At 66.3% G+C, this 26,056-nt stretch carries 23 protein-coding genes; 13 read left to right on the top strand and 10 right to left on the bottom strand.

The window, feature by feature from the left end; all coding sequences use genetic code 11:
* Window positions 1-8 precede the first annotated feature (8 nt).
* The gene (locus tag ATO3_RS06235; RefSeq protein WP_088648960.1) at window positions 9-902 is read left to right on the top strand and encodes a ParB/RepB/Spo0J family partition protein; all 894 of its coding nucleotides are present in this window, start codon (window positions 9-11) and stop codon (window positions 900-902) included.
* A gap of 31 nt (window positions 903-933) precedes the next feature.
* Here the strand turns inward: ATO3_RS06235 and hemW are convergent, their stop codons facing one another.
* From hemW to rph, 3 genes are read right to left on the bottom strand one after another with little or no spacing between them, the layout of a single operon-like run.
* Complete coding sequence (gene hemW, locus ATO3_RS06230; protein ID WP_088648959.1) at window positions 934-2,097, bottom strand: radical SAM family heme chaperone HemW; 1,164 nt, start codon at window positions 2,095-2,097, stop codon at window positions 934-936.
* Window positions 2,090-2,701 (bottom strand): RdgB/HAM1 family non-canonical purine NTP pyrophosphatase, encoded by a 612-nt coding sequence (gene rdgB, locus ATO3_RS06225; protein WP_088648958.1) that lies wholly within the window; start codon window positions 2,699-2,701, stop codon window positions 2,090-2,092. The genes hemW and rdgB overlap by 8 nt, the downstream gene beginning before the upstream one ends.
* Window positions 2,698-3,411, bottom strand: a complete 714-nt coding sequence (rph, locus tag ATO3_RS06220) for a ribonuclease PH (RefSeq protein ID WP_088648957.1) — start codon at window positions 3,409-3,411, stop codon at window positions 2,698-2,700. Before rph ends, rdgB begins: the two co-directional genes overlap by 4 nt.
* 112 nt (window positions 3,412-3,523) lie before the next feature.
* Here rph and hrcA point away from each other — a divergent pair, with 112 nt between their 5' ends.
* The 3 genes from hrcA (at window position 3,524) to ATO3_RS06205 (ending at window position 7,512) form a co-directional block, all read left to right on the top strand.
* Complete coding sequence (gene hrcA / locus ATO3_RS06215) at window positions 3,524-4,585, top strand: heat-inducible transcriptional repressor HrcA (protein WP_088648956.1); 1,062 nt, start codon at window positions 3,524-3,526, stop codon at window positions 4,583-4,585.
* Between the two features lie 9 nt (window positions 4,586-4,594).
* Window positions 4,595-5,155: a nucleotide exchange factor GrpE gene (locus tag ATO3_RS06210; RefSeq protein ID WP_088648955.1), complete on the top strand. Its 561-nt coding sequence runs from the start codon at window positions 4,595-4,597 to the stop codon at window positions 5,153-5,155.
* Between the two features lie 164 nt (window positions 5,156-5,319).
* Window positions 5,320-7,512: a response regulator gene (locus ATO3_RS06205; protein WP_088648954.1), complete on the top strand. Its 2,193-nt coding sequence runs from the start codon at window positions 5,320-5,322 to the stop codon at window positions 7,510-7,512.
* Here the strand turns inward: ATO3_RS06205 and ATO3_RS06200 are convergent.
* Entirely contained in the window at window positions 7,500-7,922 is a 423-nt protein-coding gene (locus tag ATO3_RS06200) for a response regulator (protein WP_088648953.1), read from the bottom strand. The two genes, ATO3_RS06205 and ATO3_RS06200, sit on opposite strands and share 13 nt — an antisense overlap.
* A gap of 86 nt (window positions 7,923-8,008) precedes the next feature.
* Window positions 8,009-10,615, bottom strand: a complete 2,607-nt coding sequence (gene mutS / locus ATO3_RS06195) for a DNA mismatch repair protein MutS (protein WP_088649354.1) — start codon at window positions 10,613-10,615, stop codon at window positions 8,009-8,011.
* 225 nt (window positions 10,616-10,840) lie between these two features.
* On the opposite strand from mutS, the gene ATO3_RS06190 reads away from it, so the two are divergent.
* Complete coding sequence (locus ATO3_RS06190) at window positions 10,841-11,707, top strand: ribokinase (RefSeq protein ID WP_088648952.1); 867 nt, start codon at window positions 10,841-10,843, stop codon at window positions 11,705-11,707.
* 65 nt (window positions 11,708-11,772) lie between these two features.
* On the opposite strand, the gene msrA is transcribed toward ATO3_RS06190, so the two are convergent.
* The gene (msrA, locus tag ATO3_RS06185) at window positions 11,773-12,456 is read right to left on the bottom strand and encodes a peptide-methionine (S)-S-oxide reductase MsrA (RefSeq protein WP_408630802.1); all 684 of its coding nucleotides are present in this window, start codon (window positions 12,454-12,456) and stop codon (window positions 11,773-11,775) included.
* A gap of 140 nt (window positions 12,457-12,596) precedes the next feature.
* Between msrA and ATO3_RS06180 the strand changes: the two genes are divergently transcribed.
* Complete coding sequence (locus ATO3_RS06180; RefSeq protein WP_088648950.1) at window positions 12,597-13,412, top strand: peptidoglycan-binding protein; 816 nt, start codon at window positions 12,597-12,599, stop codon at window positions 13,410-13,412.
* Between the two features lie 125 nt (window positions 13,413-13,537).
* Here the strand turns inward: ATO3_RS06180 and ATO3_RS06175 are convergent, their stop codons facing one another.
* Together ATO3_RS06175 and ATO3_RS06170 are read right to left on the bottom strand one after the other, a co-directional pair.
* Window positions 13,538-13,945: a DUF1810 domain-containing protein gene (locus ATO3_RS06175; protein ID WP_233152048.1), complete on the bottom strand. Its 408-nt coding sequence runs from the start codon at window positions 13,943-13,945 to the stop codon at window positions 13,538-13,540.
* 77 nt (window positions 13,946-14,022) lie between these two features.
* The gene (locus tag ATO3_RS06170; protein WP_088648948.1) at window positions 14,023-15,240 is read right to left on the bottom strand and encodes an argininosuccinate synthase; all 1,218 of its coding nucleotides are present in this window, start codon (window positions 15,238-15,240) and stop codon (window positions 14,023-14,025) included.
* A gap of 102 nt (window positions 15,241-15,342) precedes the next feature.
* On the opposite strand from ATO3_RS06170, the gene ilvA reads away from it, so the two are divergent.
* On the top strand, window positions 15,343-16,578 hold the full coding sequence (ilvA, locus tag ATO3_RS06165; RefSeq protein ID WP_088648947.1) for a threonine ammonia-lyase IlvA: 1,236 nt from the start codon (window positions 15,343-15,345) through the stop codon (window positions 16,576-16,578).
* A gap of 28 nt (window positions 16,579-16,606) precedes the next feature.
* Here the strand turns inward: ilvA and ATO3_RS06160 are convergent, their stop codons facing one another.
* Window positions 16,607-17,038: an Hpt domain-containing protein gene (locus ATO3_RS06160; RefSeq protein ID WP_088648946.1), complete on the bottom strand. Its 432-nt coding sequence runs from the start codon at window positions 17,036-17,038 to the stop codon at window positions 16,607-16,609.
* Window positions 17,039-17,389: 351 nt separating this feature from the next.
* Here ATO3_RS06160 and ATO3_RS06155 point away from each other — a divergent pair, with 351 nt between their 5' ends.
* Window positions 17,390-18,667, top strand: coding sequence for a PP2C family protein-serine/threonine phosphatase (locus ATO3_RS06155; RefSeq protein ID WP_233152047.1), 1,278 nt, complete (start codon window positions 17,390-17,392; stop codon window positions 18,665-18,667).
* A gap of 170 nt (window positions 18,668-18,837) precedes the next feature.
* Here ATO3_RS06155 and ATO3_RS06150 read toward each other — a convergent pair whose 3' ends face one another.
* The gene (locus tag ATO3_RS06150) at window positions 18,838-19,290 is read right to left on the bottom strand and encodes an NUDIX hydrolase (protein WP_088648944.1); all 453 of its coding nucleotides are present in this window, start codon (window positions 19,288-19,290) and stop codon (window positions 18,838-18,840) included.
* 75 nt (window positions 19,291-19,365) lie between these two features.
* Between ATO3_RS06150 and hslO the strand changes: the two genes are divergently transcribed.
* The 5 genes from hslO (at window position 19,366) to ATO3_RS06125 (ending at window position 26,031) form a co-directional block, all read left to right on the top strand.
* On the top strand, window positions 19,366-20,349 hold the full coding sequence (hslO, locus tag ATO3_RS06145; RefSeq protein ID WP_088648943.1) for an Hsp33 family molecular chaperone HslO: 984 nt from the start codon (window positions 19,366-19,368) through the stop codon (window positions 20,347-20,349).
* A complete protein-coding gene (locus ATO3_RS06140) occupies window positions 20,346-20,951 on the top strand; it encodes a CoA pyrophosphatase (protein ID WP_088648942.1) in 606 nt (201 codons plus the stop codon). Before hslO ends, ATO3_RS06140 begins: the two co-directional genes overlap by 4 nt.
* Window positions 20,948-22,120, top strand: a complete 1,173-nt coding sequence (locus ATO3_RS06135; protein WP_088648941.1) for a CCA tRNA nucleotidyltransferase — start codon at window positions 20,948-20,950, stop codon at window positions 22,118-22,120. Before ATO3_RS06140 ends, ATO3_RS06135 begins: the two co-directional genes overlap by 4 nt.
* 198 nt (window positions 22,121-22,318) lie before the next feature.
* Window positions 22,319-24,163 carry an ABC transporter ATP-binding protein gene (locus ATO3_RS06130; RefSeq protein ID WP_088648940.1) on the top strand — a complete coding sequence of 615 codons (1,845 nt, stop codon included), beginning with the start codon at window positions 22,319-22,321 and terminating at the stop codon, window positions 24,161-24,163.
* Window positions 24,160-26,031: an ABC transporter ATP-binding protein gene (locus ATO3_RS06125; RefSeq protein WP_233152046.1), complete on the top strand. Its 1,872-nt coding sequence runs from the start codon at window positions 24,160-24,162 to the stop codon at window positions 26,029-26,031. The genes ATO3_RS06130 and ATO3_RS06125 overlap by 4 nt, the downstream gene beginning before the upstream one ends.
* The last annotated feature ends 25 nt before the right edge of the window (window positions 26,032-26,056 follow it).

The raw sequence follows: 26,056 nt of genomic DNA, 5'->3' as shown, positions 1-26,056 counted from the left end.
AGGTCTGAATGGCAGGATCGAAGAAACCACGCGGGCTTGGCCGGGGGCTGTCCGCCCTGATGTCGGATGTCGTCCCGGAAGAGGGAAACGACGGCGGCGCCGCACCGCGGCGGCCGGATCTCCTTGTTCCAACGGAGAAGCTGGTTGCCAATCCGAACCAGCCGCGGCGCCGGTTCGCGCCCGAGGATCTGGAGGACCTGACCAATTCCATCCGCGAAAAGGGGATCATTCAGCCCCTGATCGTCCGCCCGCGCGACGAAGGCATGTTTGAAATCGTCGCCGGTGAACGTCGCTGGCGCGCCGCGCAGGCCGCGCAGCTGCACGAAGTTCCAGTTCTGGTGCGCGATTTCGATGACGTCGAGGTCCTCGAGATCGCGATCATCGAGAACATCCAGCGTGCGGACCTCAACCCGATGGAAGAGGCGGCTGGATATCGTCAGCTTATGGACAGTTTCGGCCACACCCAGGAGAAACTCGCCGAAGCCCTTGGCAAAAGCCGCAGCCACATCGCGAACCTGATGCGTCTGCTTGTTCTGCCCGACGATGTTCAGGATCTTCTGCGCGAAGGGCAGCTCTCTGCCGGGCATGCGCGGGCGCTGATCACCACGGATAACGCCTCGGTTCTGGCCAAAAAGGTCGTACAGGGGGGACTCTCGGTTCGCGCCACGGAAGCCCTGGTGAAGAAAGAACAGGGCACGCCCGCCAGACCGCGCAACACTGCGCCGCGGATGGCCGAGGAGAAGGACGCCGATACCCGCGCCCTCGAAGGCGATCTGTCGGCAGCGCTCAAGATGCGGGTGATCCTGGACCACGAACCAGGTACGGAATCCGGCGTCATGCGCATCCGCTACAACACGCTGGAAGAGCTTGATACGCTGTGCGGGTTGCTCAGCCAGAACTGAGCACGACATCAGGATAATCTGCCGGACCGGTTCAGGCCTGGTCCGGCAAAAGCTCTGCCAGAACAGAGTTCAGAAGGATGCGGCCCTCGGCCGTGGCTTGCAGAATGCCGCGGTCCCGACGCAGAAAGCCCAGGTTTTCCAGCGAAACCAGCTTTTCTTCCGGCAAATCCGCCCCAAAAAGCCGTGAGAACCGCGCCATATCCAGTCCCTCTGACAGGCGCAGACACATCATGAGGTATTCCGCCCCCTGATCCTGAGGCGACAAGGGTTCGCGGGCCAATTCGCCACGGCCCGCCTTCACCGCGTCCAGCCACAGCCCCGGCGCGCGCGGCGCCTCGGTCGCGAACTTCTGACCGTTCAGCGTCAGCCGCCCGTGTGCGCCCGGCCCGATCCCCGCATAATCGCCATAGCGCCAGTAGACGAGGTTGTGCCGCGATTCCGATCCCGGACGGGCGTGGTTCGACACCTCGTAGGCGGGCAAACCGTGGGTGGCGCAGACCTCCTGAGTCACGGCGTATAGATCCGCGGCAAGGTCGTCCTCCGGCAGGCCGCGCAGCCCGCCTGCGCGAAACCGGTCGGCAAAGGCGGTCCCGTCCTCGACCGTCAGTTGGTACAGCGACAGGTGATCCACCGCCATTTCCAGCGCCTCGGACAATTCCGCCCGCCAATCCGCCATCGACTGATCCTGCCGCGCATAGATCAGGTCGAAACTCACACGATCGAATTCCGCCCGGGCAATGTCGAAGGCGCCGCGCGCCTCGGCCACCGTGTGGATCCGCCCCAGCCGCCGCAGATCCGCGTCGTTCAACGCCTGAACACCCAGGCTGACCCTGTTCACACCGGCCATGCGATAGCCCGCAAAGCGCCCGGCCTCGACCGAGCCGGGATTGGCTTCCAGCGTGATCTCGACATCGTTCGACCAGCGCCAGCCGCGGCGGGCCGCTTCGATCACCTCCGACACAAGCTCGGGCGACATCAGCGAAGGCGTCCCCCCGCCAAAGAAGATCGTGTTCAGGACCTTGTCCGATGTTTCGGCCGCAACCCTTTCGATTTCCTTAACGTAAGCATCCCGCCAGACCGTTTCATCGATCTGGCGGGACACGTGAGAGTTGAAGTCGCAATAGGGGCACTTGGCGGCGCAGAAGGGCCAGTGGACATACAGCCCGAAGCCGCCGGATTGCCAGTCCTCAGCCAAAATTGGCGTCTATGAATTTCGCCGTGGCCCGCGCGCGATGAGAGATCTTGTTCTTCTCCCAGCGGTCCATCTCGGCAAAGGTCACGTCATGGCCGTCGGGGACGAAGATCGGGTCGTACCCGTGGCCCATGTCGCCGCGCATCGGCCAGACGACCTGGCCGGGCATCACGCCTTCGAACACCTCGTCATGGCCGTCGGGCCAGGCCAGCACCAGCGTGCAGCAGAAGCGCGCGGTGCGGGGGTGGGGGGCGTTGGCCTCTTCGAGCAGGCGATGGGTCTTTTCCATCGCCATGACGAAATCGCGGCCGTTTCCGGTTTCCGCCCAGTCGGCGGTGTAGACGCCCGGCGCATTGTCCAGCGCGTCGATCTCGATCCCGCTGTCGTCGGACAGGGCCGGCAGGCCGGTGGCCTTCGCCGCCGAATGCGCCTTGATCCGGGCATTGCCGACGAAGGTGGTCTCGGTCTCGTCCGGCTCGGGCAGGTCCATTTCGGCCGCGCCGACTACCTTCACGCCAAAGGGTTCCAGCAGCGCGGCCATCTCTTCGAGCTTGCCGGCGTTATGGGTGGCGATCAGAAGCGTGTCGCCCTCGAACCGGCGGGTCATGCCACCGCGGCCTGCTGTGCGGCGGCCAGTTCCTTGACGCCCTTGTCCGCCAGGCTCATCAGCTGATCCATCTGGTCGCGCGAAAAGGTCGCGCCCTCGGCGGACATCTGCACCTCGATCAGGCGGCCGTCGCCGAGCATGACAAAGTTGCCGTCGACGCCCGCTTCGCTGTCTTCGGGGTAATCCAGGTCCAGAACCGGCTGACCCGCATAGATCCCGCAGCTGACCGCTGCGACGGGCGACACCAGCGGGTCGGAAATCACGTCGCCGGCCTTCATCAGCTTGTTGACGGCCAGCCGCAGCGCGACCCAGCCGCCGGTGATCGAGGCGCAGCGCGTCCCGCCATCGGCCTGCAACACGTCGCAATCAATCGAAATCTGGCGTTCACCCAGGGCGACGCGATCGACCCCGGCGCGCAAGCTGCGGCCGATCAGGCGCTGGATCTCGACCGTGCGGCCACCCTGCTTGCCGGCGCTCGCCTCGCGGCGCATCCGGGTGTTGGTGGCGCGCGGCAGCATGCCGTATTCCGCCGTCACCCAGCCCAGGCCAGAGCCCTTGATGAAGGGCGGCACACGGTCCTCGATCGTGGCGGTACAGAGCACATGCGTGTCGCCCACCTTGATCAGAACCGAGCCTTCGGCGTGCTTCGTGAAGCCGGTCTCGATTGAAACCGGGCGCATTTCGCTTAAATCTCGACCAGAGGGGCGCATGGGACATCCTTTGTTGACGGCCTCGGGATAGACCCCGGGCCGGCCCCGGCGCAACCCTGATTGACCTTTCAGACCGGTCGATTTTAATGAGGCGCCAGGCAAGGTTTCGCAGATGACCAAGACCAGCGACGTGTTGGAAAGCATGAATGACCGTTCGCGCGAAGTGTTTCGGCGCGTGGTCGAAAGTTACCTGGAGAACGGAGAACCCGTCGGCTCCCGGACGCTGACCCGCAGCCTGTCGGAACAGGTTTCGGCGGCAACGGTGCGCAACGTGATGCAGGATCTCGAATATCTCGGCCTGCTCGACAGTCCGCACATTTCCGCCGGCCGGGTGCCCACGCAGCGCGGGCTGCGGATGTTCGTCGATTCGCTGCTGGAGGTCGACGATGTCGCCGTCACCGACCGCGAGAAGATCGAGGCGACGGTCAGCGGCAATTCCACCGATGTCACCCAATTGCTCGACAAGGTCGGCTCGGCGCTGTCGGGCGTCACGCAAAGCGCTTCACTGGTGCTGACGCCGAAACACGAGGCCGGGCTGCGGCATATCGAGTTCGTGTCGCTCTCGCCCGACCGCGCGCTGGTGGTGCTGGTGTTTTCCGACGGGCATGTGGAAAACCGGCTGTTCACCCCACCGCCCGGACAGACGCCCAGTTCGATGCGCGAGGCGGCGAATTTTCTCAACGCCCTGATCGAAGGGCGCACATTGGGAGAGCTGCGCGGCGTCATCGGCGAAGAGATCACCGCCCGCCGGCAAGAGATCGACAGCCTGGCCCATGCGCTGGTCGAAAGCGGCCTGGCGGTCTGGGACAATTCCGGCGAGGGCGCCGAGCGGCTGATCGTGCGCGGCCGCGCGAATCTGCTGGGCGAGGGCGGCGAGGAAGAGATCGACCGCATCCGGACCCTGTTCGACGATCTCGAACGCAAGCGCGACATCGCAGAGTTCCTCGACCTGACGCAGGACGGCGACGGCGTGCGCATTTTTATCGGCTCCGAGAACAAACTTTTTTCGCTTTCGGGTTCCTCTCTGGTGGTCTCTCCTTATATGAACGCGGATCGAAAGATCATCGGTGCGGTGGGCGTGATCGGCCCGACGCGACTGAACTATGGACGGATCGTGCCGATCGTGGACTACACGGCACAGTTGGTCGGGCGGCTGATTTCCGACCGAAACTAGAGGTGACCAATGGCAGAGCCCAGGAACGAGGATTTTCTCGACGATATCGCCAATGCGGAGGCCGAGGAACAAGAGGCCGAACTGCACGAGGCGGATGCCGACGAGATCGAGCTGGACGCGCTGCGGGCCGAACGTGATGAGCTGCGCGATCGCTTCATGCGCGCGCTGGCCGACGCGGAAAACGCGCGCAAGCGGTCCGAAAAGGACCGGCGTGAGGCCGAGAATTACGGTGGGTCGAAACTGGCCCGCGACATGCTTCCGGTCTACGACAACATGAAGCGCGCGGTCGAATCCGCCTCCGAAGAGCAGAAGGCCGTGTCGGCCGCGCTGATCGAAGGTGTCGAGCTCACGATGCGCGAGCTGGTGAATGTGTTCACCAAGCACGGGATCAACGTGATTTCCCCCGCCGTGGGCGACAAGTTCGATCCGCAGGTCCACCAGGCGATGTTCGAGGCCCCGGTGCCCGGCACCAAGGCCGGCGAGATCATCCAGGTCTCGGCCGAGGGGTTCATGCTGCACGACCGTTTGCTGCGCCCCGCGCAGGTCGGCGTGTCGTCGAACCCGGGCTAAGCCCGCAGCGGACGACACCGGCCCCGCCATCCCCGGGGGGCGCCCTGCAACCAGGGCAAGATTAAAGAAACCGTCAACGCAATTTATCGTCGACGGGCCGTTCACTTTGATCGATTGTGGGCAGGACGCCGGATCCGGCGTTCTGCGGCAATGAACGGGATGGAATGGCAGTCGGGGATACCCTGAAACGGGACATCGGGCTTGGCGTGCTGGCCGTGGTGGTCATGCTCGGGCTCTTGGGCTGGTCGTTCTGGCGGCTTGAGAACGGCACGGACCGGCTGCGCGACACCGAACTGCGCTTCGAAGCTGCCGCACAGGACCTGCTGGCGACCATCGGTTTCGATGGCATGATCCACGATTTCAAGAATTGCGTCCTGCGCCCGGACGAGCCGCGCTATTGCGCGGAGACCGAGGAAAACGCCGCGCTCGCGACAAGCCAGCTCGATACCCTGTCCGGCCTCGCGGCGGAGGCGGGGCTTGGCCTGGAGGTGGAAGCGGTCCGCGACGCGGCTCTCGCCTATGGCGCGGCGGCCGACACGGTGCGCCAGCTTCATGCGCAGGGTTTGCCAATCGCCGAGATCGACGCGCGGGTCCGTTATGACGATGTCCCGGCCTCCCGCCAGATCTATGCCACCCTGACCCTGACCCGGGACGCGATGAACGACCGGATCGCCGAGGTCGTGCGCAGCCTGCGGATCCAGAGCCTGGCCGCCACGGCCGCGCTTCTGCTGGTGCTGGGGGGCTTCGGCATCCTGTTGCGGCGCGACTACTTCCTGTCCGTGGAACGCGAAAGGCGCTTTGCAGCGGTCTTCTCGGCCCTGTCCGGCGGGCTTGCCGGGATGGACGGGCAGGGGCGGATCGTGCTTGCCAATCCGGCCGCCCGCGCCATCCTGCAACTGCCGGACTCCGTGCCGCCCTTTTCCTGGCCCGGGCACCTGCGCCTGAGCCCGCCCGGCGATGACGGCGAGGGGTTCAGCATCGGGCAGCTGCTGGACGAGGTCCAGACCGGCGAGCAGATGAAGGGCCGGATCCTGCTGTTGCGCGACACCACGCGGCCCGACAACGACCTGTATATCCGGCTGTCCAGCGCCGCGCTCGACAAGCAGCTGGGCGAACTGAGTGCGATCCTCGTGATCGACGACGTCACCGACCAGGAACGCAACCGGCAACAGATCGAGCGCAACAGCCGGCTGGATGCGCTGGCCCAGCTGACCGGCGGTGTGGCGCATGATTTCAACAACCTGCTGGCAACGATCCTCTACGCGGTCGATATCGCCCGCAAGGACACCGAGCCCGGCAGGGCCCAGGAGATGCTGACCCGTGCGCACAACGCCGTCAGCCGGGGCAGGGACCTGACCTCGCGCCTGCTGACCTTTGCCAGGCGCAACCCCGGCAGCAGCCAGTCGCGCCCCGTCGCCGAGGTCCTGAAGGACCTGGAACAGCTTGCGCGCCCGGCGGTCGAGGAAAACGTGGAGCTGGTGTTCGAGCTGTCCGAACCCGACCTGAGGGTCTTCTGCGATCCCGCGCAGCTGGACACCGCGTTGCTGAACCTGGTGCTGAACAGCCGTGACGCGATCCGGTCCAGCGGGACGGGCAGCTGGATCCGCATCAAGGCCCGCAGCGTGACCACCAGCAGCCCGGGCCTGCTGCACCGTCAGGTCTATGCCCATGAACCCGGCGACCGCGACCTGCGCTTTGTCGAGATCACGGTCACCGACAATGGCCCCGGCATGACGCCCGAGGTGCGGCGACGCGCAACGGATCCCTATTTCTCCACCAAGTCCGACAGCGACAGCGCCGGGCTTGGCCTGGCGATGGTCTACGGCTTCGTCCGGCAATCCAACGGCGATATGCGGATGTATTCCGATGTCGGCCGCGGCACCACGGTCTGCCTGACCCTGCCGCGCGGGAACGAGGCCGATCAGCGCGAACAGCCGCAATCGCGCCCCAGCGTTCCACAGGGCGCCGGCGAGAGGGTGCTGTTGGTCGAGGATGAACCGGACCTGCTGTTCGCCATGTCGCAGATGCTGACCGACATGGGGTACAGGGTGATACCGGCCAGTCAAGCGACCGAGGCGGTGCGGCTGATCGACGAGGGCACCGATTTCGACATCCTGCTGAGCGACGTCGTCATGCCCGGCGGCATCGACGGCATCGAACTGGCGAGCCGGGTGCGCAAGAGCGTCCCTGACAGCGGCATCCTGCTGATGTCAGGCTATATCAGCCTGTCGGTCGAGGCGCAGGAACAGTATACCTTCCCGGTGTTGCAGAAGCCCTGCATGCCGGAAGAGCTTGCCGCCGCCCTGCGCGAGGTCCGGCCGCGGCAGACGCGCGGCCCGGCGGATCAGGGCCGGTAGCTTGCGAGAAGCCGGTCGATCATGTTGTGCAAGTCTTCCGGAGCAAAGGGCTTGGCCAGCACGGCGTCGGCACCCAGCGACTTGGCCACATCCAGGATATGGTGTTGGCCCGGCCGGCGCGCCGCGCCCGAGATCACGATGATCGGCAGAGACCCGCGCCGATCCTTTTCGTTCGATACCCGTATGTTCTGCAACCGCCCGGTCAGCAGCAGCCCGCCATCGCGCGCAACCTGTCCGTCCTTCCAGATGTAGATATCGGCGATCAGCAGATCATAATCCTGCTGCGACAGAAGTTCGAACGCCTCGTTGCCGGAATCGGTGACATCGACCTCGTAGCCATGGTGCACGAGATCCATCTTCAGCATCTCGGCAAAGTCCATGTCGTCTTCGAGTATCATAATACGGGTCATTGCGACTCCGAAGTCTGTACAACCGAAAGTATAGCACCACGCGCGGACCTTTGTCCCGCCGATGTAGTGATGTCCTGTCTTTAGACCTAGGTCCGTGCGGCGTCTTTCAAGCGATAGACCAGTTCCAGCGCCGCCTTTGGCGTCAGGTCATCGGGATGGATGTCCTTCAACATGTCGGCCAGGGGGCTTGGGTCGGGGCGTTTCGGCGCGGGCGGCGGGGCGGCGGCGAACAGCGGCAGATCGTCGATCAGGGCCTTCGGGCGCGCCTCGCCCTCTCGGTCGCCCTGTTCCAGCGCCTCCAGCACGGTACGGGCCCGTTCGACCACCGAAGCCGGAAGTCCGGCCAGCTGTGCCACCTGCACGCCATAGGACCGGTCGGCCGCGCCCTGCCGGACCTCGTGCAGGAAGATCACCTCGCCTTCCCATTCCTTGACCGCGACGGTGGCGTTCTCGACCCCTTCCAGCTTGCCGGCCAGCTGGGTCAATTCGTGGTAATGGGTGGCAAAGAGCGCGCGGCAGGCGTTCTGCGCATGCAGGTGTTCCAGCGTGGCCCAGGCGATGGACAGACCGTCATAGGTTGCCGTGCCGCGCCCGATCTCGTCCAGGATCACCAGCGCGGCGTTGTCCGCCTGGTTCAGGATCGCTGCCGTCTCGACCATCTCGACCATGAAGGTCGATCGCCCGCGCGCAAGGTCGTCCGCCGCGCCGACGCGGCTGAAGATCTGGCTGACACAGCCGATATGGGCGCTGTCGGCCGGGACATAGCTGCCCATCTGCGCCAGCAGCGCGATCAGCGCGTTCTGCCGCAGGTAGGTCGACTTACCGGCCATGTTGGGGCCGGTCAGCAGGTGGATCGCCGCGCCGTCACGGGCGGTCAGCGTGCAATCGTTGGCGACAAAGGGCGCGCCGTCGCGGCGCAGGCTGGCCTCCACCACTGGGTGGCGGCCAGCCGTGATCTCGAAGGCGCGGCTGTCGTCGACGCGCGGTTTCGTCCAGCCTTCGCCGGCGGCGAGATCCGCCAGCCCCGCGGCCAGGTCGGTTTCGGCCAGCGCCCGCGCGGCCTGATGCAGGCGCGGTGCCTGGTCCAGCACGGCGCGGCGCAGCTCTTCGAACAGCCGCTTCTCGATCTCCAGCGCGCGGGCCCCGGCGTTGAGGATCTTGGTTTCCATCTCCGACAGCTGCACGGTGGTAAAGCGCACCTGGTTCGCCGTGGTCTGCCGGTGGATGAACTTGTCCGACAGCGGCGCCGACAGCATCTTCTGCGCATGGGTCGCCGTGGTCTCGATGAAATAGCCCAGCACGTTGTTGTGCTTGATCTTCAGCGAGTTGATCCCCGTCTCGGAGATGTACTCCTGCTGCATCGAGGCGATGACACCCCGGCCCTCGTCCCGCAATGTCCGCGCCTCGTCGAGCTCTGCGTGGAACCCTTCGGCGATGAACCCGCCGTCGCGCACCAGCAACGGCGGTTCCGCGACAAGCGCCGCGTCAAGCTGCTGGCTCAGCGCGGAGAATCCCGTCAGTGCCGTCAGCGCCTCGGCCAGCAACCCGCTGTCCGCTGCGCGCTCCGCGATCCGCGCGCCGTGCTCCAGCGCCGCCCGCACCGCCGTCAGGTCGCGCGGTCCTCCCCGGTCGAGCGAGAGGCGCGACAGGGCCCGGTCGATATCCGGCGTCTTGCGCAGCACCGCGCGCAGGTCCTCGCGCAGCAGCGGGTCTTCGATCAGCAGGTCCAGCGCGGAAAGGCGCGACTGGATCACCTCCAGATCGCGCGAGGGCGAGGACAGCCGTGTCTCCAGCAGCCGCGCACCACCCGGGGTCAGCGTCCGGTCGATCACCGACAAGAGCGACCCGGCCCGCCCGCCGGACAGCGCATGGGTCAGTTCAAGGTTGCGGCGCGTGGCTGCGTCGATCTGCACGTTACGCTCGGCCCGGTCGCGCAGGGGCGGCTGCAGCAGCGGCAGCTTCCCCTTCTGCGTGATGTCCAGGTAATCGATCAGCGCGCCCATGGCCGACACCTCGGGGCGCGTGAAACTGCCGAAGGCATCCAGCGTCGACACCCCGAACAGGTCGCACAGCCGCGCCTCGCCGCCGGAACTGTCGAAACTGGCGCGCGACAGCGGTGTGACCGGTACTCCCATATCTGAGACAGTGTCTTCGAATTGAGACACAGTCCCGTCGCTCACCAGCAATTCCGCCGGCGCCAGCCGCGCCAGTTCGGGGCCCAGCCGCGCCAGCGACAGGGGCATCACGTGAAACGCACCTGTAGAGATATCGGCCCAGGCCAGCGCCGCCTCGTCACGCAGAACGGCGAAGGCGGCGAGGAAATTGTGCCGCCGCGCCTCCAGCAGGGCGTCCTCGGTCAGGGTCCCGGGCGTCACCAGCCGCACGACGTCGCGCTTCACCACGGATTTCGATCCGCGTTTCTTCGCCTCGGCCGGGCTTTCCAGCTGCTCGCCCACGGCCACGCGGAACCCCTTGCGGATCAGCGTCAGAAGATAGCCTTCGGCCGCATGAACAGGCACGCCGCACATCGGGATATCCTGATCCTCGTGCTTGCCGCGCTTGGTCAGCGCGATGTCCAGCGCCTCGGCCGCTGCCACCGCATCGTCGAAGAACATCTCGTAGAAATCGCCCATGCGATAGAACAGCAGCGCGTCGGGATGCGCTGCCTTGATCTCGAGATATTGCGCCATCATCGGCGTCACTGCGGCCACGATCACCCCCGGTCCTGCTGATTTGCGCGACCTTACAAATGCGCCTCTGGCCCGAAAAGGCGAAAACGCCCGCGCCCTGTCCCGCACCGCCCCGCATGTTGTCGAAAGCGGGGGGCTGCGGTATCAGGTCGGGCGCCTTGAGGGGAGACGCAGGACTGACATCCTCGACATGGCGGTGATCGCCGCCTGCAACATCGGATCTGGTGAATGACCATCTGGAACCTCGGCTCGATCAACGCCGATCTCGTCTATGACGTGCCCCACCTGCCGGGGCCGGGCGAAACGCTTGCCGCCAGCGGCATGAGCCGGGGCCTGGGCGGCAAGGGGGCCAACATGTCGGTCGCCGCCGCGCGGGCCGGGGGCCGGGTGGCGCATGTCGGCGCGGTCGGTGCGGACGGACAGTGGATGGTGCAGCGGCTGCTGGAATACGGCGTCGACACCCGCTTTATCGGCGAGGTCGACGCGGTGTCGGGCCATGCGATCATCGCGGTGGACACCTCGGGCGAGAACCTGATCATCATCCACGGCGGGGCGAACCGGGCGATCTCCATGGATCTGGTGGGCCGCGCGCTGGCGCAGGCCGAGGCCGGCGATCTCTTCGTCACCCAGAACGAAACCAATGCCCAGGCCGAGGCCGCGCGGATGGCGCGCGATCTTGGCCTGCGGGTGGCCTATGCCGCGGCACCCTTCGACCGGGACGAGGTGCAGGCGGTTCTGCCGCTGCTCGACCTTCTGGTGCTGAACGAGGTCGAGGCCCAGCAGCTTGAGGCGGCGACCGGACTGGCGCCGGATGCGCTGCCGGTGGCCGACGTGATCGTGACGCTGGGCGCGCGGGGCTGCCGCTGGTACGGGGCCGAGGGCGCACGGGATTTCCCGGCCTTCAAGGTGACGCCGGTGGATACCACCGGGGCAGGCGATACGTTCACCGGCTACGTGATCGCGGGGATCGACCGGGGTCTGCCGATGCCGCAGGCCATCGCGCAGGCGATGCGCGCCGCCGCGATCATGGTGACGCGGCACGGCACGGCGGACGTCATCCCCGACCTGAAGGACGTGCAGGAGGCGCAGTTCTAGGCCGTGGCACGCCGCCGGGCGCCTCCGGGCCCAACACCTTACCGGCCGGGTGTCACAGCCGGCGCCTAGCCTCCGACAAAGGGCGCATCGTCGCCCCACAGCTCGCGCACCCGCGTGTCGCGATTGCAGGCGGCGCGATAGGCCTTGTAGGCTTCGGCCTTCTTCTTCGGTCCGAACCGGGTCAGGATCAGCTTCGTTCCCTTGTAGTAATCCTGGTGATACTCTTCCGCCGGGTAGAACGGGCCAAGCTCCAGCACCGGGGTCACGACCTGCTGGCCCAGATCGGCCTCCGCCTCGGCGACGACCTCTTCGGCGATGTCGCGCTCGGTCTCGGTCTTGACGAAGATCGCGGTGCGATAGCTGTCGCCCCGGTCACAGAACTGGCCGCCCGCATCGGTGACATCGACCGACCGCAGGAACAGTTCAAGCAGCTGTTCGCGCGACACGACCGTTGGGTCGAACGTGATCTCGACCGCCTCGTAGTGGCCGGTGCCGCCGCGCACGACCTGCTTGTAGGTCGGGTTTTCCACCGTGCCGCCGGTAAAGCCCGACACCACCTCCTGCACGCCGCGCACCTTTTCGAAATCGGCCTCGACGCACCAGAAACAGCCGCCCGCGACGGTCAGCGTGCGCAGCTGTTCGGCCTTCGCGCCCTGGCCGGTGCACAGCGCAAGTCCGATGGCCGTGGCCAGAAGCGCCGGTTTCAACTTGTCCATTACCCGCAGTTTCAACTTGTCCATTACCCGCATGGGTTCTCTCCACAAATGGGCCGTTGGGATCATGCACGGAGAGCGCGCCGCCTCGCAACAGGCTGCAACGCGCCTCACGGGCCCTTGACCCCAAGTCAGTGCGCCGCGATCCTCGGCCAACCGCTTGCCTTGAGGCGCAGATGATCCCGCTTGACGGTCAATTCCTCCTGTCCATCGCCCCGGTCTTTTCCGGGCGAGAGGCGCTGGCACAGCGCCGCATCGTCTTTGCATTGTCGGACCGGATCTCGTCCGTTCTGGCCGAATTCGAGATCGACACGCCGCTGAGGATCGCGCATTTCATGGCGCAGATCACACATGAATGCGCGGGCTTCCGCACCACGCAGGAATTCGCGGATGGCACCGCCTACGAGGGCCGCGCCGACCTGGGCAATACCGAACCGGGCGACGGGCCGCGCTTCAAGGGGCGCGGGCTGCTGCAGCTGACCGGGCGCAACAATTACCGCCGCTACGGCGGGCTGATGGCGCTGCCGCTGGAGGATCAGCCCGAGCTGGCCGCCGATCCCGTGACGTCGCTGCGGATCGCCTGCGTCTACTGGACCGATCACGACATCAACCCGCTTTGCGATGCCGATGACCTGCTGGCCGTCACGCGCAAGGTGAACGGCCGGCTGAACGGGCTGGAGGACCGGCAGGCCTGCCTGGCCCGTGCGAAACGCGAGATCGCCGCGCGATGGGCGGTGGCCGTGGGGGCCGGGCAGGCGCCGGGGCCGGTTCTGCACCTGGGCTCCTTCGGGGCAGAGGTCGAACGGCTGCAACGGGCGCTGGCCGCGCGGGGCTGCCCGGTGCCGGTGGATGCCGATTTCGGACCGGCGACACTGCTGGCGGTGCGGCAGGCGCAGATCGCTGCCGGGATACTGCCCGACGGGATCGTGGGCGGCCGCACCTGGGACGCGCTGTCGGAGCGGAAGATTTCAGGCACCGGAACAAGCGCCTAGCAAAGCGGGCCTACGCCGCGCTGACGGAAGAGGCGCTGCCCTGTTACGAGCGGATGGGGGGCTGCGGCTCGGCGCCTGAACTTCGGACCGGGAGGAGCTGGTTGGCCCCGCTTCGAGCAGAGCGATCACTCGGCCGCGTCGCTCTCGGGACAGCGGTCGCCGTCGTAGAAGACGTCCAGCACCGTGTCGAAGACCTCGGGGGCGCCGTCGACCCGCGAGAAGAGCGTCATCGACGACCGCACCTTCAGCGCATCGACCGGGCCAAGGATGTCTTCGGGCGACGACCCGCGATGCATCAGCAGCAGGTCGCAGACCTCTTCAAGCCGCTCGCGCAGCCGAGGGTGATCGAGATAAGCCTCGGCCTCGGCCAGGTCAGCGATGCCGTAGTGTCGCGCGCGCTCGGACCGACCGAGCGAGGCAAGTTGCGGAAAGACATACCAGATCCAGTGCGAGCTCTTCTCGCCCCGCCGCAATTCCCGCACGACCTGCGGCCAGACCTTGTCCTGGGCATCCAGGAATTTCTGCGCGTCCACCCTCGTCACTCCATCTGTTGGGTGACAGGATCGAATACGGGCACCCCGTCCGTGTCAACGGGGTGCCGAATGGCGTGTCACTTCAGCCGGCGGTTCCGGGCGGCCAGCAGCTTCAGGCGCAGCGCGTTGAGCTGGATGAAGCCCTGCGCGTCCTTCTGGTCGTAGGCGCCGGCGTCGTCCTCGAAGGTGACATGCGCCTCGGAGTACAGCGAGTGATCCGACCAGCGGCCGACGCAGGTCGCCGCGCCCTTGTACAGCTTCAGCCGGACGGTGCCGGTGACATGTTCCTGGCTCTTGTCGATGGCGGCCTGCAGCATCTCGCGCTCGGGCGAGAACCAGAAACCGTTGTAGATCAGCTCGGCATAGCGCGGCATGAGCGAATCCTTCAGGTGGCCCGCGCCGCTGTCGAGCGTGATCTGCTCGATCCCGCGATGCGCTTCCAGCAGGACGGTGCCGCCCGGGGTTTCATAGATGCCGCGGGATTTCATGCCGACGAAGCGGTTTTCGACAAAGTCCAGCCGGCCGATCCCGTGCTTGCCGCCCAGCTCGTTGAGCTTGGTCAGGATCGTGGCGGGCGAGAGCGCCTCGCCGTTGATCGACACGGCATCGCCCTTTTCGAACCCGATCTCGATGAATTCGGGTTCGTTGGGCGCATCTTCGGGCGACACGGTGCGCTGATAGACGTAATCCGGCGCCGCCTCGGCCGGATCTTCCAGCACCTTGCCCTCGGACGAGGTGTGCAGAAGGTTCGCATCGACGGAGAACGGCGCTTCGCCGCGCTTGTCCTTGGCGATCGGGATCTGGTGCTTTTCGGCGAAATCGATGAGCTTCGTGCGCGAGGTCAGGTCCCATTCCCGCCAAGGCGCGATCACCTTGATGTCGGGGTTCAGCGCATAGGCGGCCAGTTCGAACCGCACCTGATCGTTGCCCTTGCCGGTGGCGCCATGGGCGACCGCATCGGCGCCTTCGGCCTCGGCGATTTCCACCAGCCGCTTGGAAATCAGCGGCCGCGCGATCGAGGTCCCAAGCAGGTAGAGCCCTTCGTAGATCGCATTGGCGCGGAACATCGGGAAGACGAAATCGCGCACGAATTCCTCGCGCAGGTCCTCGATATGGATCGAGGTGGCGCCCATCATCTCGGCCTTGGCGCGCGCCGGCTCAAGCTCTTCGCCCTGGCCAAGATCGGCGGTGAAGGTCACGACCTCGCAGCCGTATTCGGTTTGCAGCCACTTGAGGATGATCGAGGTGTCGAGGCCGCCGGAATAGGCGAGCACAACTTTCTTCGGCGCGGACATCTGGGTTTCCTTCGTTGAACGCCCCGGCGGTTATCCTTTTTTGCATGGTTCGGCAAGGTCGGGACGCTTGTATCCGCGTCTGCGACGGGGCAGAGAAGGGCGATGAGCGAGCATTCGAGTATCCAGGACCGCGCCCGCGCCGCCGAACAGGCGATGCGCGATGTCTTCCCGCCCACACCGCTGCAGCGGAACACCCTGCTGTCCGAAAGGTACGAGGCCGATATCTGGCTGAAGCGCGAGGACCTGAGCCCGGTCCGGTCCTACAAGATCCGCGGCGCGCTGAACGCGATGCGCAAGCTGCCGGAGCAGGACCTGTTCGTCTGCGCCAGTGCCGGGAACCACGCACAGGGCGTGGCCTTCATGTGCAAGCATTTCGGCAAGCGGGGCGTGATCTTCATGCCGGTGACGACGCCGGAACAGAAGGTGATGAAAACCCGGATGTTCGGCGAGGACCATGTGGATATCCACATGGTCGGGGATTATTTCGATGCGACGCTTGCGGCCGCGCAGGAGTGGTGCGCGCGCGAGGGCGGGCATTTCCTGGCGCCCTTCGACGATGCCGACGTGATCGAGGGGCAGGCTTCGCTGGCCGTGGAAATGGTCGATCAGCTGGGTCATGCGCCTGACATGGTGGTTCTGCCGGTGGGCGGCGGGGGCATGTCGGCCGGGGTCTATTCCTGGCTCGACGGGCGCAGCGCCTGCCGCTTCGTGGAACCGTCGGGCGGGGCCTGCCTGCACGCCGCCCTGACCGAGGGCGCGCCGGTCTCTCTGGGGCGTGTGGATAACTTTGTGGATGGCGCGGCGGTGGCGCGGATCGGGGCGCTGACCTTCCAGCACCTGAGCCGGGTGCCGGTGCATGACGTGCTGGTTCTGGGCGAGGACCGGCTGTGCCGCACGATCCTGGAGATGCTGAACGTCGAGGGCATCGTCCTGGAACCCGCCGGCGCCCTGGCGGTCGAGGCCCTGGACGAGCTGCGCGACGAGATCCGCGGCAAGACCGTGGTGGCCGTGACCTCGGGCGGGAATTTCGATTTCGAGCGGTTGCCCGAGGTCAAGGAACGCTCGCAAAGGTTCATGGGGCTGAAGAAGTACTTCATCCTGCGGCTGCCGCAGCGGCCCGGCGCGCTGAAGGAATTCCTGAATATTCTCGGGCCGGACGACGATATCTCGCGCTTCGAATACCTGAAGAAATCGGCGCGGAACTTCGGGTCGGTCCTGATCGGGATCGAAACGAAGGATCCGGCGAATTTCGACCGGCTCTTCGCGCGGCTGAACGGGGCCGGGATGACCTACCAGGACATCACCGACGACGAGACGGTCGCGCAGTTCGTCCTGTAGGGCACGGGCGCGCGGGCCGACCGGCCGATCAGCTGCGGATGGCCGAGCCGGGCATGTCGCCGGCCGTTTCCGTGGCCAGCACGCCGGACAGGCCGCCGAGCAGTTCGGCTTTCGCGCCGAAATAGGCAAAGAGCACTTCCGAGACATGCTCGGCCGTGGCCCGGCCGCGCGCGGCCTTCTGTTCGACCTCAAGGCAGATCCTGCAGAAACTGGTGAACCCGAGGCACAGCGCCGAGCCGCGCAGGTAGTGAAGCTGTGCCTCGAGCGGGGTGATCGTGTCGCCGACCGAGGCCGCGTCGGGCCCCTGTCCGGCGGCGATCTGCCCTGGCTGCTGACCCTGGTTGGACTGCAGACCGGTCACGATCCCCTCGACCTCGGCGAGGAAAAGCCGCACGACCTCTTCGAAATCGTCGCTGCCGACCTCGTCGAGCAATTCGCGGACACGTGACCAATCGATCATGACTGGATCGCTTTCATGGTCCGACCTTTCCAAAACAAGCCACCTCTCCGCCCCGGGCCGGTGGACACTGGGGCCGGTGCCGTTAAGGCCATGTAAAGGTAGCAATTTGAAATGACCGGATTTTAGGGTTCAGGGCTCGTTAAGGGCGGCAGGGCAGGCTGGCGCAATCCCATGAACGCTGCGGAGGCCCGTGGCGGAACAGATCCGCAGGCCCATTTGTCCGCACATCTTCCCGATATGGCTCCAGAGCAGCGACCGGACGACGCGCCCCAGGGGGCGGCCGGCGCCGGTGGCGACGCGGGCCCGGCCACCCTGCGCGGCAGGGCGGCGGAGCGTCACCAGTGCCAGTGCTTGGGCCAGAATGTGGGCCAGACCCGGGACCGGGACCCGGACGACGCCGCGCCGCTTCGTGTGCTGGTGGTCGATGACAGCCAGCCGCAGCGAAGGCTTCTGGCCACGCTGCTGAAGAAATGGGGTTACATCGTGGACGAGGCCGCCTCGGGCGAGGAGGCGCTGGCCCGCGCGGCAGAAAGCAGGCCGGATGTCGTCATGAGCGACTGGATGATGCCCGGCATGGACGGGCTGCAGCTGTGTCGGCAGTTCCGGCAGCGCAGCGCGGCGAATTACGGCTACTTCATCCTGCTGACCTCGAAGGGCAAGGCCGATGATGTCGCGCGGGGGCTGGACGCGGGCGCGGATGACTTCCTGACCAAGCCGGTGAATGCCAACGAGCTGCGGGCGCGGATTTCCGCCGGGGAGCGGATCATCGCGATGCAGCGGGAGCTGTCGTCGCAGAACGAGGTGATCCAGGCCACCCTGCGCGAGCTGCAGGATGCCTATGACGTGATCGACCGGGATCTTCTGCAGGCCAAGACGATCCAGGAATCGCTGGTGCCGGATTTCGACCGCGCCTTCGACGGCGGGCGGGTGAGCCTTCTGTTGAAGCCTTGCGGCCATATCGGCGGGGATCTGGTGGGCATGTTCTCTCCGGGGCCGCACCGGGTCGGGTTCTATTCGATCGACGTGTCCGGGCATGGCATCACCTCGGCGATGATGACGGCGCGGATCGGTTCCTACCTGAGCAACGCGCATCTGGAGCACAACATCGCCGTGGCGCGGCGGTTCGGCCGGCTGAACGCGCTGCGCCCGCCGGTCAGCGTGGCGCGGGCGCTGAACGCGCGGCTGCTGGCGGATGTCGGGATCTCGGAATACTTCACGATGGCCTACGCCATCGCGGATCTGCGCCGGGGGATCGTGCGGCTGGTGCAGGCGGGGCATCCGCATCCGCTGCTGATCCGGGCCGATGGCGAGATGCGATTTGTCGGGCAGGGCGGGGTGCCCGTCGGGCTGATCCCCGGCGTGAGCCACGACGAGACCGTGGTGCGGATGCAGCCCGGCGACCGGCTGCTGCTGTATTCCGACGGGTTCACCGAGGCGCGGCTGAAAACCGGCGGCATGCTGGAGGAGGAGGGGCTGCTGCGGCTGGTGTCCGAGGCGCCGCCCGAGCGCTGCGGGCGGGCATTCATGGACGACCTCTATGACCGGCTGGCCGGGCAGATGGCCGACGGGCTGGACGACGATGTCTCGGCCACGTTGTTCGAATATACCGGCACGCCATCATCGGACTGATCCGGTTGCGCGAGGAGGAGAGGGCGTCCGGCTTGCGGATGCTCCCACCCGCCCGCCCCGCATCCGCAAGCCGGACGCGGACCGCAATGCCGGCGACAGGCGGGCAGCGCAGACGGTCAGACCCCGCCACCATGAATCACCGGGCAAAACGGATCACCGGGCCGCGCGGATCACTCCGCCGCGATGCCCCGCGCCAGGGCGGCGGCGAAATAGCGGTCGCCGGCATTGCCAAGCGCCTCGGCGGCGATATCGGGCTCCAGCCAGATCGCGGTATGGCCCGGCTCGATCGGGTCGCCGTGGCACAGCACGGGCCGCGCGATGTAGATCAGGCAGATCTTCTCGGCATGAAGGTCGTATTCCGGCATGTAGGTGAAGCGCCGGAACGCCCCCACCCGGCGCGGCGCCGAGATCGACCAGCCGGTTTCCTCGTGCACCTCGCGGTGCAGCGCGGCAATGGGGGATTCGCCCGGATCGACCCCGCCGCCTGGCAATTGCAGCTCGGGCCCCGGGTCTTCCTGCACCGTGACCAGAAGGCCTCCGTCGCGCTCAAGCAGGGCATAAGCCCCGATCCGTCGTGTATATTTCCGCCCGGCCTCGGGCGGTTCTCCGAACCGTCGGATCATGACTGCCTCTTTCAACGCTGCTTGTTCCGCCTATATAGGCGCGATATGCCAATCCACGGCAACCAAGGAAACCCCATGACCATCGGATCCAAACTCGCGTGGGACGACACGGTCCTGCCCTTTCAGCTTGATGCCTCTGACATGCGCGGCCGCGTGGCGCGGCTTGACGGTGTGCTTGACGGGATCCTGAAGCAACACGATTACCCGCCCCAGGTGGAGGCGCTGGTCGCCGAGATGGCGCTGCTGACCGCATTGATCGGCCAGACCATCAACCTGCGCTGGAAGCTGTCGCTGCAGGTGCAGTCCAAGGGGGCGGTGCGAATGATCGCCACCGATTACTACGCCCCCAAGGAAGACGGCGTGCCGGCACAGATCCGGGCCTATGCCAGCTATGATGCCGAACGGCTGACGGATGAGCCGCCCTTCGCGCAGGTGGGCGAGGGGTATTTCGCGATCCTGATCGACCAGGGCAAGGGCACCGCGCCCTACCAGGGGATCACCCCGCTGGACGGCACATCGCTGGCCCAGTGTGCGCAGGCCTATTTCGCGCAGTCGGAGCAGTTGCCGACGCGCTTCGCGCTCAGCTTCGGGCGATCCTCGACCGCGGACGAGCCCGAGCATTGGCGCGCCGGCGGGATCATGATCCAGCACATGCCCAAGGCGTCGCCCTTCGTGGCCACCAGCCAGGGCGAGGGCGAGATCCTGCGCGCCGCCGACCTGATCGACGGCGAGCAGGAGGAGAACTGGAACCGGATCAACATCCTGCTCGACACCGTCGAGGACATGGAGCTGATCGGCCCGCGCGTGTCCGCGACCGACCTGCTGGTGCGGCTGTTCCACGAGGAACAACCGCGCGTCTACGATGCCCAGGCGGTGCGCTTCGGCTGCACCTGCTCCGAGGACCGCGTGCGGCAATCGCTGTCGATCTACTCGGCCAAGGACATCGAGAAGATGACCACCGACGAGGGCCGCGTAACCGCCGATTGCCAGTTCTGCGGCGCGCATTACGACCTCGACCCCGAAACGCTGGGATTCGAGGCCAAGAAGGACGCGCCGTGAGCGCGCCGGGCGCGCTTGAACACCGGATCGTCCGCGCGCTTGGACGCGCGGGCGACAGGTCGTCCGATTTCGACCTGAACCCCGAGGTAAAGCTGCCGCCGGGCCGGAAACTGCGGCCCGCCGGCGTCTTGCTGGGGATCGACGTGACCGGGACGGCCCCACGGGTGCTTCTGACGAAACGCTCATCGGCGCTGAAACATCATCCGGGGCAGATCGCCTTTCCGGGCGGCAAGCAGGACGAGGGCGACGCGGACGTGATCGACGCCGCCCTGCGCGAGGCCGAGGAAGAGGTGGCGCTGCCGCGCGACGCGGTGCGCGTGCTGGGCACCATGCCGGCGCATGAGACGGTGACCAGCTTCCTTGTCACCCCGGTCGTGGCTTTGATCGAAACGCCTTTCACCATCCGCCCCGAACCGGGCGAGGTCGAGGAAGCCTTTGCCGTGCCGCTGGATCACCTGCTGGAGCCGGCGCATTACTCGGTCCAGTCGCGGCGCTGGCGCGGCAGTCAGCGGCATTATTTCACCGTGCCTTACGGGCCCTACTATATCTGGGGTGCCACCGCGCGGATGCTGCGCGCCTTTGCCGAGCGGATGCGGGCATGACCCGGCTCTCGGCGCCATGGCTGGACCATGCGCCGGCCCGCGCGGTCTGCGCGATGCTTGAACACGGCGGGCACCAGGCGCTGTTCGTCGGCGGCTGCGTGCGCAACGCGCTGCTGGGCGTGCCGGTGTCGGATCTGGATATCTGCACCGATGCGCGGCCCGAGCGGGTGATCGCGCTGGCGAAGGCTGCCGGGCTGAAGCCGGTGCCGACGGGGATCGACCATGGCACGGTGACCGTGGTGGCCGATCACGAACCCTTTGAAATCACGACCTTTCGCCGCGACGTGCGCACCGACGGCCGCCGCGCCGTCGTGGCCTTTGCCGACACGATCGAAGAGGATGCGCGGCGGCGCGATTTCACCATGAACGCGCTTTATGCCCGGATCAACGGCACCGTGACCGACCCGCTGGGCGGTCTGCCGGACCTGAAGGCGCGGCACGTGCGCTTCATCGGCACCGCGTCGCACCGGATCCGCGAGGATTACCTCCGTTCGCTGCGGTTCTTCCGCTTCCATGCCTGGTACGGCGATGCCGCCGCCGGCATGGATGCCGAGGCGCTGGACGCGATCGCCCGCAACCTCGACGGGCTCGACGGCCTGTCGCGCGAACGGGTCGGCGCCGAAAGCGTGAAGCTTCTGACCGCGCCCGATCCGGCGCCGGCGGTGGCGGCGATGCGGATGACCGGGGCCCTGGCCCGGTTCCTGCCCGGCGCGGACGACCGGGCGCTGGCGCCCCTGGTTCACCTGGAACAGCGCTTCGGCCTTGATCCGGAGGCCATGCGGCGTCTTGCGGCGCTGGGCGGAGAGGACACGGTTCAGACGCTGCGGCTGTCCAGGGCGCAGAGAACGCGTGCGGTTCTGCTGCGCGAGGCGGCGACCGCCGGCCAAAGCGCAGCCGAGCTGGGCTATCGCCACGGGGCCGGGATCGCGCGCGACGCCCTGCTGCTGCGCGCGGCGCTACTGGAACAGCCCCTGAGCGGTGACGAACTGCACCAGGCCGAGGTCGGCGCAGCGGCGGATTTCCCCGTGACGGCGCGCGACCTGATGCAGGAACACTCTGGCGCTGCTCTAGGCAAGCAATTGAAAAGACTGGAACAAGCCTGGATCGCGTCAGGGTTCACCCTGACCCGCGCCGCGCTTTTGGAAATGTCGCGCACCCAAGAGGGGTGACAAACATGTTTTCCTCATGTAATTGACCCGCACATCACCATCGTCGGAGGGATGCGCATGTATCACGGGATCTGGTTTCGAAACGGCTGAGGCCGACCGATCTTCGTGACGGTCCGGCCACCGCCCGGACTGCGCATCTAACCCTTTTTCAGTAAAATTCCGCTCTGTTTCTGTACGAGCTCCGACAGGTACTATTCCATGTTCCGTTTCTTCGAGACGCTGGTCGACCCCTATGTCGACTATTCCGAATCCGACCGTCCGGCGGCCGGCCTTTGGTCGTTCTTCCGTGACTATTGCCGCCCCTTCCGCGGTGTCTTCTGGGCGGCCGGCCTGATGTCGGTCGTCGTGGCCGCCGTCGAGGTCGGGCTGATCGCCTACATGGGCCGGGTCGTCGACATCCTGGTGGGCGACCCGGCGCAGGTCTGGGCCGATCACGGCACCGAACTGATCGTCGTGGCGCTGCTGACGCTTCTGCTGCGGCCGGCGCTGCATGTGATCGACGTGCTGCTGCTCAACAACACGATCCTGCCGCAGATGACCACTCTGATCCGCTGGCGCGCGCACCGGCAGGTGATGCGCCAGTCGGTCGGCTGGTTCGAGAACGACTTTGCCGGCCGCGTCGCCAACCGCATCATGCAGACGCCGATGGCCGCCAGCGAGGTCGTGTTCCAGACCTTCGACGCGCTGACCTTCGCGCTGGCCTACCTTGTGGGCGCCGGCGTCCTGCTGTTCGCCGCCGACGCGCGGCTGCTGGTGCCGATGCTGCTGTGGTTTGCCGGCTACGTCGTGCTGATGCACTGGACGCTGAAGCGCGTCGGTCCCGCCAGCCAGGCGTTTTCCGAAGCGCGGTCCGAGCTGACCGGCCGCATCGTCGACAGCTACACCAACATCCACTCGGTCAAGATGTTCGCGCATCACGACCTGGAACTGCAGCACATGAAAACGGCCAACGACCACGCGCTGGATACCGCGCGGGCCGAAATGCGGATCTTTTCGACGATGGATGTCGTGCTGGTGACGCTGAACGGGCTGCTGATCATCGGCGTGGTCGGCTGGGCCGTACTGCTGTGGATGCAGGGCAGCGCCTCGGTCGGGATCGTGGCCGCGGCCACGGCGCTGGCGCTGCGGCTGAACGCGATGACCGGCTGGATCATGTGGGCGCTGACCACCTTCTTCCGCGAGCTTGGCATCGTGCGCGAAGGGCTGGAAACCCTGTCGCAGCCCATCGACCTGATCGACGCCCGGGATGCCCAGCCGCTGGCCCTGCCGCGCGGCCGGATCAAGATCGACGGCCTGTCGCACCATTACGGCAAGGGCACCGGCGGGCTTGACCGGATCGACCTGGTGATCGAGCCGGGGCAGAAGATCGGGTTGATCGGGCGCTCCGGCGCGGGCAAGTCGACGCTGGTGAAGCTGCTCTTGCGGTTCTACGACGTGGAACAGGGCCGGATCCTGATCGACGGGCAGGATATCTCTACCGTGACGCAGGAAACCCTGCGGCGGCACATCGGCATGGTCCAGCAGGACAGCGCCCTGCTGCATCGCTCGGTGCGCGAGAACATCCTGTACGGCCGTCCCGAGGCGTCCGAGCTGGAGATGATTGCCGCCGCGAAAAAGGCCGAGGCGCATGATTTCATCCAGTCCCTCGCCGATCCGCAGGGCCGCACCGGCTATGACGCGCAGGTCGGCGAACGCGGCGTGAAACTGTCGGGCGGGCAACGCCAGCGGGTCACGCTGGCGCGGGTCATGCTGAAGGACGCGCCGATCCTGGTGCTGGACGAGGCGACGAGCGCGCTGGATTCCGAGGTGGAAGCCGCGATCCAGGAAACGCTTTACGGCATGATGGAGGGCAAGACCGTGATCGCCATCGCGCACCGCCTGTCGACCATCGCCGCGATGGACCGGATCCTTGTCATGGATGCCGGCCGCATCGTCGAGGACGGCACGCATGAGAAACTGCTTGCGCGCGACGGGCTTTATGCCGGGCTTTGGGCGCGGCAATCGGGCGGTTTCATCGGAACGGATGTGGAGGCGGCGGAATGAACGCGCGCATCATGAAACCTGTGGGCAAGATCCTGAAAACCTTCGAGGATCTGATCGACCCCTTCATCGACCATCCCGACACCACGCCGCCCAGGCGGCTGGTGCCCTACATGCTGTCGATGCTGAAGCCCTTCGGCAAATGGCTGCCCGTCATGGCGGTGATGTCGGTCTGCGTCGCCGTGGTCGAGGTGTCGCTGCTGTTCTACACCGGGCGGCTGATCGACCTGATGTCGGAAAGCGGTGTCGCGGCCTTCTGGCGGGACAACGGGCTGGAACTGGTGATCGCGGCCATCGCGATCATTGGCGCGCGCCCCTTCATCATCGGGCTGGCGCATCTGTTCCTGGAACAGACTCTGGTGTCCAACACCCAGGATCTTGTCCGCTGGCGGTCGCACCGGCACATGCTGGGCCAGTCGATGACCTTCTTCCAGAACGATTTTGCCGGGCGGCTGTCCAACCGCGTGATGCAGCAGGGCCCGGCGGTCGAAGACAGCTCTTACATGATGTTCGAGGCGGTCTGGTTCGCGCTGGTCTACGTGATTTCCGCCGCGGTGATGATCGCGGCCTTCGACCTGTGGCTGGTGCTGCCGCTGGCGCTGTGGCTGGGCGCCTACATCAGCTACAACATCATGCTGGCCCGCCGTGTCGCCATCGCCTCGGAAAAGGCGTCGGACGCGCGGTCCATGGTGACGGGGCGCGTGGTGGACGCCTATGCCAACATCGAGACGGTGAAGCTGTTCGCCGACGAGCAGCAGGAAGAGGGCTATGTCCTGTCGGCCATGCGCCGGCACCGGCTGCGGCTGCAGCGCTTCCTGCGGCTGATGACGGAAATGCACTTCCTGCTGAACTTCCTCAACGGGGCCATGATCTGCGGGATCCTCGGGCTTGCGATGTACCTGTGGTCGGTCGGTTCGGTGACGATCGGCGAGGTCGCGGCGGCCTCGGCGCTGGTGATGCGGCTGAACGGCATGTCGGGCTGGATCATGTGGGTCACCATCCGGCTGTTCGAACACATGGGCGTCATCCGCGAGGGGCTGCGCTCGATCGCGGTGCCTCATGCGCTGGTCGATGAACCCAAGGCGCCGGCGCTGAAGGTGTCGGAGGGCGAGATCCGCTTTGACCATGTCACCCAGCATTACGGCAAGGGCGCCGGCGGGCTGGATGCGCTGGACCTGACCATCCATCCCGGCGAACGGGTCGGGCTGGTGGGCCGGTCGGGGGCGGGGAAATCCTCGCTCGTGAACCTGCTTCTGCGGTTCCGCGATCCGGAAGCCGGGCGGATCCTGATCGACGGGCAGGATATCGCGCATGTGCGCCAGACCTCGCTGCGGCAGCAGATCGGCATGGTCACGCAGGACAGTTCGCTGCTGCACCGGTCGATCCGCGCCAACCTGCTGTACGGCCGCCCCGACGCGACCGAGGCGCAGATGATCCACGCGGCGAAACAGGCGGCGGCGCATGACTTCATCCTTGGCCTGCAGGACAAGCAGGGCCGGCGCGGCTATGACGCCCATGTGGGCGAGCGCGGCGTGAAGCTGTCGGGCGGGCAGCGGCAGCGGATCGCCATGGCCCGCGTGATCCTGAAGGACGCGCCGATCCTGGTGCTGGACGAGGCGACAAGCGCTCTGGATTCCGAGGTCGAGGCGCAGATCCAGGAGACTCTTTATAACGTGATGTCCGGCAAGACCGTCATTGCCATCGCGCACAGGCTCTCTACCATTGCTCATATGGACCGGATCATCGTCCTTGACCGGGGCCGCATCGCCGAACAGGGCTCGCATAGCGATTTGTTAGCCAAAGGCGGCCTGTATGCCGGTTTCTGGACACGTCAATCCGGTGGATTTCTGAACCCCGAGGCGGCCGAATAAGGCCGCCCCTTTCGGAGCAACATGC

Source organism: Marinibacterium profundimaris, assembly GCF_002210095.1.
In the GTDB taxonomy this organism is placed as follows: Bacteria; Pseudomonadota; Alphaproteobacteria; order Rhodobacterales; family Rhodobacteraceae; genus Marinibacterium; species Marinibacterium profundimaris.
Note: the sequence above shows the minus strand (reverse complement) of the source record. Positions and strands in the feature narration are given on the sequence as shown.